Origin of the sequence: Nevskia soli (assembly GCF_903970205.1) — a bacterium.
In the GTDB taxonomy this organism is placed as follows: domain Bacteria; phylum Acidobacteriota; class Terriglobia; order Bryobacterales; family Bryobacteraceae; genus Bog-113.
In genome coordinates, this window is sequence record NZ_CAJCHS010000128.1 from 1 (window position 1) to 12,085 (window position 12,085).

12 protein-coding genes are annotated in these 12,085 nt (G+C 59.0%); 10 read left to right on the top strand and 2 right to left on the bottom strand.

The genetic code is table 11. The features are described 5' to 3' along the window. The 8 genes from H1Y01_RS05685 to H1Y01_RS05720 form a co-directional block, all read left to right on the top strand. Positions 1–248 (top strand): DUF2442 domain-containing protein (locus H1Y01_RS05685; protein WP_180539362.1); only part of this gene is annotated, 248 nt, incomplete at its 5' end. 31 nt (positions 249–279) lie between these two features. Beyond that, entirely contained in the window at positions 280–603 is a 324-nt protein-coding gene (locus H1Y01_RS05690) for a hypothetical protein (protein ID WP_180539364.1), read from the top strand. Positions 604–631: 28 nt separating this feature from the next. After that, positions 632–2,086, top strand: a complete 1,455-nt coding sequence (gene guaB / locus H1Y01_RS05695; RefSeq protein ID WP_180539365.1) for an IMP dehydrogenase — start codon at positions 632–634, stop codon at positions 2,084–2,086. Then, on the top strand, positions 2,079–3,740 hold the full coding sequence (locus H1Y01_RS05700; RefSeq protein ID WP_180539367.1) for a hypothetical protein: 1,662 nt from the start codon (positions 2,079–2,081) through the stop codon (positions 3,738–3,740). Before guaB ends, H1Y01_RS05700 begins: the two co-directional genes overlap by 8 nt. Continuing rightward, positions 3,737–4,489, top strand: coding sequence for a c-type cytochrome (locus tag H1Y01_RS05705; RefSeq protein WP_180539369.1), 753 nt, complete (start codon positions 3,737–3,739; stop codon positions 4,487–4,489). Before H1Y01_RS05700 ends, H1Y01_RS05705 begins: the two co-directional genes overlap by 4 nt. Continuing rightward, on the top strand, positions 4,486–6,048 hold the full coding sequence (locus tag H1Y01_RS05710; RefSeq protein WP_180539371.1) for a pyrroloquinoline quinone-dependent dehydrogenase: 1,563 nt from the start codon (positions 4,486–4,488) through the stop codon (positions 6,046–6,048). Before H1Y01_RS05705 ends, H1Y01_RS05710 begins: the two co-directional genes overlap by 4 nt. A gap of 16 nt (positions 6,049–6,064) precedes the next feature. Next, the gene (locus H1Y01_RS05715; protein ID WP_180539373.1) at positions 6,065–6,931 is read left to right on the top strand and encodes a sugar phosphate isomerase/epimerase family protein; all 867 of its coding nucleotides are present in this window, start codon (positions 6,065–6,067) and stop codon (positions 6,929–6,931) included. After that, complete coding sequence (locus tag H1Y01_RS05720; RefSeq protein WP_180539375.1) at positions 6,931–7,635, top strand: class I SAM-dependent methyltransferase; 705 nt, start codon at positions 6,931–6,933, stop codon at positions 7,633–7,635. The genes H1Y01_RS05715 and H1Y01_RS05720 overlap by 1 nt, the downstream gene beginning before the upstream one ends. A 49-nt stretch (positions 7,636–7,684) precedes the next feature. Here H1Y01_RS05720 and H1Y01_RS05725 read toward each other — a convergent pair whose 3' ends face one another. Both H1Y01_RS05725 and aceE read right to left on the bottom strand, forming a co-directional pair. After that, complete coding sequence (locus tag H1Y01_RS05725; protein WP_180539377.1) at positions 7,685–7,831, bottom strand: hypothetical protein; 147 nt, start codon at positions 7,829–7,831, stop codon at positions 7,685–7,687. A 6-nt stretch (positions 7,832–7,837) separates the two neighbouring features. After that, entirely contained in the window at positions 7,838–10,513 is a 2,676-nt protein-coding gene (gene aceE / locus H1Y01_RS05730; protein ID WP_180539379.1) for a pyruvate dehydrogenase (acetyl-transferring), homodimeric type, read from the bottom strand. Positions 10,514–10,572: 59 nt separating this feature from the next. Between aceE and H1Y01_RS05735 the strand changes: the two genes are divergently transcribed. Continuing rightward, a complete protein-coding gene (locus H1Y01_RS05735; protein WP_180539381.1) occupies positions 10,573–11,397 on the top strand; it encodes a glycosyltransferase family 2 protein in 825 nt (274 codons plus the stop codon). A gap of 16 nt (positions 11,398–11,413) precedes the next feature. Continuing rightward, on the top strand, positions 11,414–11,830 hold the full coding sequence (locus tag H1Y01_RS05740; protein WP_180539383.1) for a GlcG/HbpS family heme-binding protein: 417 nt from the start codon (positions 11,414–11,416) through the stop codon (positions 11,828–11,830). The last annotated feature ends 255 nt before the right edge of the window (positions 11,831–12,085 follow it).

Consider the following 12,085-nt stretch of genomic DNA (forward strand, 5'->3'; position numbering starts at 1 on the left):
AACGCGTCGTCGCCGTTACCGCTGGCCCTGGGTATACGCTACGAGTGTTTTTCGCCGATGGCATGAGCGGGATTGTAGACTTGTCGGCTAGGCTTTTCGGTCCCGTGTTTGAACCGCTACTCGATCCCGCGTTCTTCTCACAAGTGAGCGTGGACGAGTATGGGGCGGTTTGCTGGCCGAACGGGGCTGACCTCGCGCCCGACGGTTTGTACCGGTGCATCGTCCAGCCAACAAGCGGACTTACATAGATATCGGCACAAGACGTGCTGCTTTGGTGGCGTGCGGACTGCCACCCTCCTCGTAATAACCTTCACGGTCCTGTCCACCTCCTGTTCTCACGCGACGAACGGAGCGGCGACTAGCAATGCTTCCTCGAACCAGAGCGCGCAAGCGAGCGCTCGAACCAAGACCGGTTCCGGCGCAGCCGCAAACTCGGCGAACGGAGAGTCGAACGGCGCGGTGGTTCCCGATCCCCACGCATCCCGGAGTCCGAACGTCGGCCGCGAAGCCGGTGTGGGTGACGATCCGGCAAATCTGGAAGTAGCCGATCCCAAAGAGAACGGCGGCGACAGCGGAAAACCCGGCCCGGCGCAGAAACCCTAACGCGTGCCGCTAAACTGGGAGTCATACCATGATTGAGAACGACATCCCAGAAGGGCTAACCTTCGACGACGTCCTCCTCGTCCCCGCTAGCAGCGAAGTTCTGCCATCCGAGGTCGATACCCGCACCCGGCTTACGCGCAAGATTGACCTGAATATCCCGATCGTCAGCGCCGCGATGGACACCGTGACTGAGTCGCATCTCGCCATCGCGCTCGCGCAGCAGGGCGGGATCGGCTTCATCCACCGCAACATGCCGGTGGACCGGCAGGCCGAAGAAGTGGACCGTGTAAAACGCAGCGAAAGCGGCATGATCGTTGACCCCGTCACGATCGAGCCCGAAATGCCCATAGCGGAAGCGCTGCGCCTGATGGAACGCTATCGGATATCCGGCGTGCCTGTCACCAAAGGAAGCAAGCTGGTCGGCATCCTGACGAACCGCGACCTTCGTTTCGAGACGCGAACCGATGTCCCGGTTTCGGATGTGATGACGAAAGACAATTTGATTACGGTTCCGGTGGGCACGACGCTCGAAGAGGCGGAGGCGATCTTACATCGTTACCGCGTCGAGAAGCTTCTGGTAGTGGATGATTCTTACTGTTTGAAGGGGTTAATCACGGTCAAGGATATTCAGAAGAAGCTGAAGTATCCACTGGCCGCGAAAGATGAGCAGGGACGCTTGCGAGTTGGCGCGGCGATCGGCGCAACGGGTGACTATCTGGACCGCGCCCAAGAGTTGGTTAAGCGCAAAGTAGACGTGATCGCGATCGATACGGCGCATGGACATAGCGCGCGGGTGCTTGAAGCCGTGCGGACTCTTCGCCGCGCGCTGCCCGATACGCAACTCGTCGTTGGTAACGTCGCGACTTACGAAGGCGCCTGCGCGCTTGTGTCGCTGGGAGTAGACGGCGTGAAGGTCGGAATCGGTCCGGGTTCGATTTGCACGACGCGTGTAGTCTCGGGGGCGGGTGTGCCGCAGTTAACGGCGATTTCCGAGTGTAGCCGCGCGGCGCGCAATGCGGATGTCCCAATTATCGGCGATGGCGGGATCAAGTTCTCCGGTGATATTACAAAGGCGATCGCGGCCGGCGCCGATACGGTGATGATCGGTAGTCTGCTGGCCGGGACTGACGAGAGTCCGGGCGAGACAATCTTGTATCAGGGGCGTACCTTCAAGACGTACCGCGGAATGGGTTCGCTCGGCGCCATGGGCAGGGGCGGACGCGACCGGTATTCGCAGGAGAACTCGCAGAAGCTGGTGCCGGAGGGTATCGAGGGGCGCGTGGCATCCAAGGGTCCGTGCGCGGATTTTGTGTTCCAATTAGTTGGCGGACTTAAGGCCGGCATGGGTTATTGCGGCACGGGTGATATCCGGTCTCTGCAGCGGAATGCCCGGTTCCTGCGCGTCTCGCCGGCGGGCTTGCGCGAGAGTCACGTACACGACGTGATCGTCACTAAAGAAGCGCCGAACTATCGCGTTGAATAGCGCGATTCATTTGGGCGGTCTGGATCTAATCGAGCTCGCGCTTGCGTTCGTTCTGATTGGATTTGCATTTTTCTGGCGCTCCCATCTGTATCCGGCATTGACGGCGCTGGCGGCGAGGCCGAGGATTTGTGCGGTAGTTGTCGGCGGCCTTCCGGTGGTATTGCGTCTTGCGCTGATTCCTAACCACCCGATCCCGACGCCGCAGGTGGCCGACGACTTTAGTTACTTGCTACTTGCTGACACGCTACGACACTTTCGTCTGGCTAACCCGGCGCATCCGCTTTCGCAATTCTTCGCGACTTTGTTCGTGCTGCAGCAACCGACTTACAGCTCGATCTTTTCACCGGGGCAGGGGATTGTACTCGCGGCCGGATGGAACCTGTTGGGGAATCCGTGGGCCGGCGTCGTGGCTTCGGTCGCGGCTATGTGCGCCGGATGTTACTGGATGCTGCGCGGGTGGACGACACCGGTATGTTCGTTAGTCGGCGGACTTTTCGCGGCACTTACATTCGGCGCATTGAATCAGTGGATGAATAGCTACTGGGGCGGAGCGGTCTCGGGTTTCGCGGGTTGTTTGGTGTTCGGGGCGCTGCCGCGCTTTCGGGATACCGGCCGCCCTGTCTACAGCGCGGTAATAGGACTGGGGATTGCGATCCAATCCCTGACGCGCCCGTTCGAAACCGTTCTCCTCGTGGTCGTCGTAGCGATTTACTTTGGGCTGGAGATTCGCCGCAGGCCTGGCTTGCGCGTTGTACTCAGCGCACTCGCTCCAGTAACCGCAGCCCTTGCATTCATGGGTTTCTACAACCATGCAGTAACTGGAAGCTGGACGACTTTGCCCTACGAGGTGAGTCGCTATCAGTATGGTGTTCCTACCTCGTTTACGTTTCAGCCGAACCCGGTACCGCATCGGGATCTAACACCCGAGGAGGAACTCGACTACAAAATTCAAGTTCAGCTGCATGGTGCCGGGAGCGACACTCCCGCACGCTTCTTCGGACGTTTGTGGCAGCGGCTGCCGATTTACTGCTTCTTCTTTGTGCCGCCGCTGTTAATTGCGGTGGTTGCTTATCTCTGGACCTTGCGCCGCCGTGACTCGTTGTTTCTCGCGATAACTGTGTGTATCTTCGCGACCGGGACTAACTTTTATCCGTACTTCTACTCGCACTATATTGCTGCCCTGACGTGCGTGTTCGTACTGATCTCGATGATTGGTTTGGCGCGTCTGGGCAGAGTAGGAGTTCTAGTGGGTTATGTCTGCGCGTTTCACTTCATGTTTTGGTATGGTGTTCACTTACTCGACGCGGCCGGTCTGGCGCAAGCAGTCGAGCGGTTTGAAACTGGGGACAACATCAACGAGCCTGATCCGCAGGGCCGCGTCACGGTTCGAAGCGCGCTTGATCGCGTGCCGGGGAAACAGTTGGTCTTTGTGCGGTATGGGGCGATGCATACCTTCGAAGAATGGGTTTGCAACGGAGCGGAGATTGATAATCAGCGGGTGATATGGGCGCGCGACCTTGGGGAGGAGAATCAGCGGCTCATTGCTTATTACCCTGGGAGAACATTATGGCTACTTCAACCCGATAGACACCCGCCGCAGCTAAGTGCTTATAGGGAGGGCCCTGAGCCGATCATTATGGAGCAAGTGCCATGAAATGCGTCATTATCCTGCTGTGGTATTCGGCGTTTGTTTTCGCGGCTGATACCGGGACCGATATCTATCGCGCCAACTGTGCGTTCTGCCACGGGCTTGAAGGCCGCGGCGGGCGCGGACCCAGCCTTGTTTCGGCGCATGTTCAGCAGGAGACGTCGGATGACGCGTTGAAGACGATCATTCACGGCGGCATCTCCGGAACAGGTATGCCGGCGTTTGATTTGGAGCCGCAGGATCTGGATGCACTCGTTCACGCGATTCGTCATCTTGGCGGTCAAGGCAGCGCGGGGGCTGCGGTTCGTGGGGATGCGGCGCACGGGCAACGGGTGTTCGCGAAAAATGGTTGCGCGAGTTGCCATCGCGTCGGAGATCAGGGCAGTGTGTTCGGGCCGGATCTGTCGCGAATCGGAGCGGCGCGATCGGCTGAGTATCTCCGCGAGTCCATCGTGAACCCATCGGCCGATATCGCTCCGGATTATGCGGGCGTTACCGTCGAGACCAGGGATGGGCGTAAAGTGACCGGGGTTCGCGTGAGTGAAGATACGTTTACGGTTGAGTTGCGGCTTCCGGATCAGACGTATCAAGGCTTTGAAAAGAGCACGGTTCGTGCCGTCACGGACTTAGGTAAGTCGCTAATGCCGGCTTACTCGCTGAGTTCGGCCGACCTTGACGACTTAGTGGCGTACCTGGCGTCTCTGCGCGCGTCGAGTAACGGGCAGGTGGTGCTTCGCGAGAAGGGTATCCAGTGAAGCTGCTGCTTGCTCTGCTGCTGGTGGCACAAGTATCCACTGATTGGCTAACTCATGCGCTCGACCATCCACAGGACTGGATGACTTACTGGGGCGACTACTCGGCCGTCCGGTACCGCAAGTTGAATCAGATCAACACAACCAATATCGCGCAGTTGCGAGTGGACTGGATGTATCAGACGGGCAAAGCCGGCGGCGGATGGGAGACGATGCCGCTGGTAGCCAACGGAATCATGTATATTACCGGGCCGGACGGTACCGCGATCGCACTCGATGCCGCTAACGGGCATCCGCTCTGGAAGTACGAGCATAACTTCCCGACAGGACATAACACGGGGCAGGCGAATCGGGGCCTCGGGATTCTCGGCGACCGGCTGTTCATGGTCACTCCGGACGCGAATGTGGTCGCTTTGGACACGAAAACCGGACGTCTGCTGTGGCAGTCTGAGATGGCGCCGTTTATCCCGGGCGCGCGTTACGCAACGCTTGCGCCGTTGATCGTGAAGAACAAGGTAGTCGTTGGGATCTCGGGCGGGGAGCATGGCGTGCGCGGCTTTATCGACGCCTACGACGCGGACACCGGGAAGCGCGCCTGGCGATTCTATACGGTTCCCTTGGCTGGTGAACCCGGCGGGGACACATGGCCGGCCAATGGGCATCGCGGCGGCGCTCCGACCTGGATGACCGGCACCTACGATCCGCTGCTTCAGACCATTTACTGGGGTACAGGCAATCCCGGACCCGATCTCTATGGCGATGTGCGCAAGGGTGACAATCTATTCTCGTGCTCGCTGCTGGCGCTCGATCCGGATACCGGGAAGTTGAAGTGGTACTTCCAATTCAGCCCGCACGACACGCACGACTGGGATGCGGCTGAGACTCCGATGCTGCTCGATCTCCCCTGGAAGGGTAAGTTGCGGAAGGTAGTCGTACAAGCGAATCGGAACGCGTTCTTCTATATGCTGGACCGCGAGACCGGTGAGTTTCTCGAAGGGTATCCTTATGGCCGGCAAACGTGGGCGAAGGGTCTCGACGCAGAGGGTCGTCCGATCCTGATGCCTCATTCGGAACCTAGTCCGGAAGGCGCTCGCGTATGTCCGGGATTAGCGGGCGGCACGAACTGGATGGCGCCGTCGTTCAGTCCGGAGACAGGGTTGTTCTACTTCACGCTTCGTGAGCAATGCGATCAGTTCTTCTCCTCGCCGCCGGTGTATACGGAAGGCAAGGCTTATTGGGGAACCTTTCCGAGGCAAGTAACCGACGAGCCGGAGTACGGGTTGTTGAAGGCGATGGATCCTATCACGGGCAAGATAGCTTGGCAATTTCGTTTCTTCCATGCTCCTTGGGCCGGGACGCTAGCGACATCCGGAGGACTGGTATTTTCGGGCGACGAGGATGGGTATCTGCTTGCGTTTGACGCGCGCGACGGGAAACTGCTTTGGAAGATCTATACCGGCGCGGAGATCCGTAACTCGCCAATGACTTACATGGCCGGAGGGCGGCAGTTTGTCGCGATTCCGTCCGGCGCGGCGCTGCTGGCGTTCGCCTTGCCGCAGTAGTTATACTCAATCCCGTATGCTTACGCGACGTGACTTTCATCGGGCTGCAGTCGGTTCGCTTGCGGCGCTCCCCGCCCTTGCTCAGAAAGGGGAGCCGGTTATGCCGGCCGAGATCGCGCCCGCTGCGGTGGTGATCGGGGTTCAGACTTATAGCTTCCGGGATCGGTCGCTGGAGGACGCGATCAAGGCGATGAACAGCATCGGACTCCGCGAATGCGAGCTGTTCCAGGGGCACATCGAACCGAAACTGCATGGGGCGGAGTTGATGAAATGGCGTGAAACCGCGTCCCTGGGACCGCTCCGCGAGGTCCGCGTCAAACTCGACGCGGCGGGCGTCGAGCTCTATGCGTTCAACTACAGTTTCCGCCCGGATTGGACGGATCGCGCGATCGAACACGGATTTGAGATGGCGAAGGCGCTCGGCACGGATAAGATCACGGCGTCGTCTACAGTTCCGACGGTCGATCGCATCGATAAGTACGCGAGGCAGTATCAGATCTATGTTGGTATGCACGGGCACTCGAACCCGGCGGCGGGCGAGTTTGCGTCGCCGGAAAGTTTTGCCGCAGCGATGCAGGGACATTCGAAGTACATTTGCGTCAATCTGGATATCGGACACTTCACCGCCGCGGGTTACGACGCAGTCGATTACTTGAAGCAGCATCACGATCGCATACTTACCCTGCACCTGAAGGACCGTAAGAAGAACGACGGTGACAATGTGCCGTTCGGAGAAGGCGACACTCCGATCCGGCAGGTGTTACTTACTTTGAAACAGAAGGGGTGGAGTATTCCGGCGAACATCGAGTACGAATATAAGGGCGCCGATACCGTGGCTGAAGTGCGGCGTTGTTATGAGTACTGCCGCAAGATCGTCGATTAATGGCCCAGTATGATGCCTTTGCGGAGTTCTACAACCGCGACTGGGGTGTTGAGTATCATGCGCAGCTCGAGGGCGTGCTGGATCGTTTGCTGCTGCCGCACTTGTCATTAGGCGATTCGATCCTGGATGTGGGCTGCGGTTCGGGGCAGGTTGCGGCGCGCCTATCCTCGCGCGGGTTCCGAGTCACGGGCGTGGATGAATCGGAGGCGATGTTGAGTCTTGCCCGAGTGAATGCGCCCGGTTCTACTTTCATCGAAGGTGACGCTCGGACGTTCACGTTAGAGCCTCCGGCCGTCGGCTCGATTGCGACGTTCGAAACTCTAAACCATATACTCGACCCGGTTGACTTAGAAAGCGCGCTGATTGCGATGGCGGAGTCGACTAGCCGGATCTCCGTCTTCGACCTATTGGCGGAAGTCGCTTATAACGTCTTCTGGAACGGCACCGGAACGGTTGAGCAGGGTGGAGAAGTGTGCGAATTCGAGTCTCACTTCGATGTAGAGTCACGCATCGCGCGCTGCCGTGTATCGGTCGGAGGGCGCGCGACGACGATCACGGAGCGATGTTACGACTTCCACTTCGTCGACTGGGTGTTGCGCGATCAGATCGGTTACAAGCACGTCCACCGCTTCGATGGGATGCGCGAGCTTGGGATGCGCGGGGATATCGCGGTGGGCCGGGTCTTCTATCAGTGCTTGAAGTAATCGAGGCGTCGACAGAGGCAGTACGGATACCTAAACGCGCAACCCGCAACTACCCGCTCCATCGTTCCTCGAGGTGCTGGAAACGCGCGCGCATGTCTTCACGCAGGTCGCTGATCCGATGGGAGAGCAGCGTGAAACCTAGAAGGTTGAAAAGTATCGGTACTCCGATCGCCAAATACAGCTGTAGGGCGGTCATGGGCGCTCACGCCAGAGATGGGTCGATCTTTTCCGGATTAATCCCCAAATCCGTAATCGCTTGCGCGGCTTTCTTGGCGTCGAACTTGCCGTCTTGCGCGAGCTTCGATAACGCAGCGGCCGCGATGGAAACGGCGTTGATTTCGAAGTGCTGGCGGAGATAAGTTCGGTTCTCGCTGCGTCCGAAGCCGTCGGTTCCGAGCGAGACCAGACGTCCCGGCAGCCACGGCGCAAGTTGATCGGGAACCATCTTCATGTAGTCTGTCGCGGCGATGATCGGACCCTCAGTTCCTTTGAGCGCATTTACCAGGTACGAGGTCTTCGGTTCGTCGGCCGGATGCAGCCGGTTCCAGCGATCCGCTCTTAGAGCGTCGCGGCGCAGTTCGTTGTAACTCGTCACGCTCCAAACATCCGCGGACACGCCGTACTTCTCCGTCAGAATCGCCTGCGCCTTTACAGCTTCGTTCAGGATGGGGCCGCTGCCGAACAGCTGCACCCTAATTTTCGGCTTCTTGTCTTCAGAAGCTTTGAACTTATAGATCCCGCGCAGGATACCCTCGCTGGAACCTTCGGGCATTCCGGGCTGGGGGTAGTTCTCGTTATAGAGCGTGATGTAGTAGAACAGATTCTCCTGCTCCTGATACATACGCCGGATACCGTCCTGCACAATCACCGCGACTTCGTACGCATACGCCGGATCGTAAGTCGCCAGCGTCGGGACCGTGCTGGCGAGAATCGGGCTGTGACCGTCCTGATGCTGCAGTCCCTCGCCCGAGAGCGTGGTGCGTCCGGCGGTGCCGCCCATCAGGAAGCCTTTGCCGCGGGAATCGGCGAACGCCCAGATCAGGTCGCCGACCCGCTGGAATCCGAACATCGAGTAATAGATGAAGAACGGAATCATCTCGACGCCGTAGTTCGAGTAAGAGGTCCCGGCGGCGGTAAATGAAGCCATGGAACCGGCTTCGGTTATGCCTTCTTCGAGTATCTGGCCGTCCTGGGATTCCTTGTAATAAAGCATAATGTCGGAATCGTGCGGCTTATAGAGCTGGCCGGCGCTGGCGTAAATCCCGAACTGCCGGAACATAGCTTCCATACCGAAGGTGCGGGCTTCATCGGGGATGATGGGGACGATGCGCTTACCAATCACATCGTGCTTCATCAAGCGGGTAAGAAGCTTGACGAAGGCCATGGTGGTGGAAGGGTCCGGCCCGTGGGAACCTTCGAGCATTTCTTTCAAGTAATCGAGCGGGGGCGCGTTGAACTGCGACGGCGCCACTTTGCGAATCGGCATATAGCCCCCGAGCACGCGGCGGCGTTCGTGCATGTAGGCCATTTCCGGGCTGGAATCCGGCGGACGGTAGAATGCGCCGTTGTGGGCGGCTTCGTCGGGGATGGGAATTTCGAAGCGCGCGCGGAAGTACTCCATCTTCTTCTCGTCCAACTTCTTCTGTTGGTGAGTGGGGTTGCGGCCTTCGAAATCGGCGATGCCGTAACCTTTAACCGTCTTAGCGAGAACGATACTTGGACCGCCTTTGTGATCGGTCGCGGCTTTGAAGGCATTATAGATCTTATGCGGGTCGTGGCCGCCGCGGCGGAGGCGTCCGATTTCTTCATCGGACATATTCTCCACTAACTTCAATAACTCGGGGTACTTACCAAAGAAGAACTCACGCACATAGGCGCCGCCCTTAGCTTTGAACGCCTGGTATTCGCCATCGACAGCTTCATTCATGCGCTTGATGAGTAAGCCGGAGGTATCGGCTTGCAGGAGCGGATCCCAATCCTCGCTCCAGAGGCACTTGATCACGTTCCATCCCGCGCCGCGGAAGGCGGCTTCGAGTTCCTGCACGATTTTGCCGTTGCCGCGCACCGGTCCATCGAGGCGCTGGAGGTTGCAGTTAACGACGAAGATGAGGTTGTCGAGGCGCTCGCGAGAGCCCAGCGTAATGGAACCGAGCGATTCGGGTTCATCCGTCTCGCCGTCACCCAAGAACGCCCAGACTTTGCGCGGGGTCTTCTCGATGAGCCCGCGATTTTCCATATAGCGCATGAAGCGCGCCTGATAGATCGAGTTAATCGGCGCGAGTCCCATGGATACCGTGGGGAAGTTCCAGAAGTCGGGCATCAACCACGGATGCGGATAGGACGAGAGTCCGGGAGTCTCGCGGAGCTCGTGGCGGAAGTTTTCCAGGTGGTCGTAAGTGAGGCGGCCTTCGAGGAACGCGCGCGCATAGACGCCCGGGGAGGCGTGACCCTGGAAGTAGACAAAGTCGCCCGGGTTGTTTCCGTAGCTGGCGTGGAAGAAGTGATTGAATCCGACTTCAAGCAGCGCGGCGAGAGAAGCATAAGTCGAGATATGCCCGCCGATACCTTCGTCGAATTTGTTCTGGTGCGAGACCATGGCCATCGCGTTCCAGCGGGTCAGGCTTTTGATACGGCGTTCGAGCGCGCGGTCGCCGGGGTAGGGAACTTCGGAATCAACGGGGATGGTGTTTATATACGGCGTGTTGAGCTGAACGGGGATATCGACGCCGTTCTCGCGGGCGCGTTCGGTGAGGCGCTCCATGAGGAACTTGGCGCGGTCGGGTCCGACCTGATCGACAATCTGGTCGAAAGCCTCCAGCCATTCATGCGTCTCGCGGGGGTCGAGGTCGATCGGGCGCTCAGTTATGTTTTGGTGCATGGATTCTTCCAGTATAGGAAACGTGCGATAGGAGACGGGATGCGGATAGACTGATTGGGTTGACCCCTCAACCGGAGCAAGCGCCGGCAGCGCCTTCCATCGCGATCGTTGTCGTTACGAAGAACCAGCGAACCGCGCTTGAGCGCGCACTCGAAGCTGCGGGAAGCAAGCATCAGGTGATCGTGGTCGATAGCGGGAGCGGCGACGGCGTCGGACTCGATCCGCGTTTCAAGATCACGCGGCTGATCTCGCTGCCTCGGCATTTTGGGTTAACGCGGGCGCTGAATATCGGGATCCGCGCGGCTGAAGCGGCGGAGTATGTGCTGCTGCTGTCGCCGGAGGTCGAGCTAAAGCAGGCCGATATCGTCGTCCTCGCCGCGACGCTTGAGAACGAGCCGTCGACCGGCGCGGTGGCTCCGCTGCTGGCTGATGCGACGGGTACGGCGATTCCGCAGGTTGGCGATTTGCCGTCGAAGGGCGATCCGCAGCCGGCTCTGCGGGCAGCTAAACCGGGCGAGCGGCCTCCGTTCACGCGCGGAGACGCAATCCTGTTTCGCTCGTTTTTTTTGCGGGCGCTGCGACAGATTGATGAACGCTACGGGGATTACGGCAGCGCGGCTGAACTTTGCCAGCAAGTGCGCCGCGCGAACAAGACGATTCTGATTCATCCCGCGGTAACCGCGCGCGCCGCGTTTACGCCGTCGCCCGAGACGCCCGCGCGCGCCGCCGACCGCGAGATCGGGACTGCGCGTTTTCTATCGAAGCATAAGGGTGCGGTTGCGGGCTGGAGTTATCTGATCGGGCGCATGTTTGCCGCGCTGTTTTCATTGCAATTGCGGAAGTTTCTTCTTTTGGTGCAGTTGAAGAAGATCGACGGGACCTAAGTGTGCTGGAGAGCTAATGATTACTCAATCAACGATCGATTATGCGGAGGCGCGGCTTGCGCTGGACGCGATCTGTGCCGAGATCCTGAAGCGCGGCAAAGCAGGGGTGATCGCGGTCTGCGACAGCCACGGGGACCTGATTGCATTTGCGCGCCTGGACGGAGCTCCGCTTTCGTCGATCACGATCGCGATCAATAAGGCGTATAGCGCAGCTCGCGAGAGAAAGCCAACCAAAGATATTGGAGCGGCGGCTCGAAATCCGGAGAAAGGTTTCGACATCGGGTACTTCGGCGATCCCAAGTTTACGGGCTGGGGAGGCGGCGTTCCGATCTGGAAGGATGGACGCGTTGCCGGCGCTATTGCGGTGAGCGGATTACCGCAAACCGAGGATATTGAGCTTGCCGAAATGGGCGCTGGACTGATTGCGGGCTGAGAGCCCGTGGTGTACCGCTCCGTCACCGTCACGGCTCTGCAATGTCCTAGCAGCCCGTGGTGAAACCCGCTTCCTCACGGTCGCGGCTCTGTAACTGATTGATCCTACAGAGCCGCGCGCGTGAGCAACCGGTGTTTTCGATTAGAGACTCCCGATTTCTCAAAACCTAAACTCTCCTTGACAGCTTAGGAAAGCCGTGGTACGCTCCTAATCAGCTTAGGAGTGATTCATGTCCGGCCAGGCTCAGCTACTTCC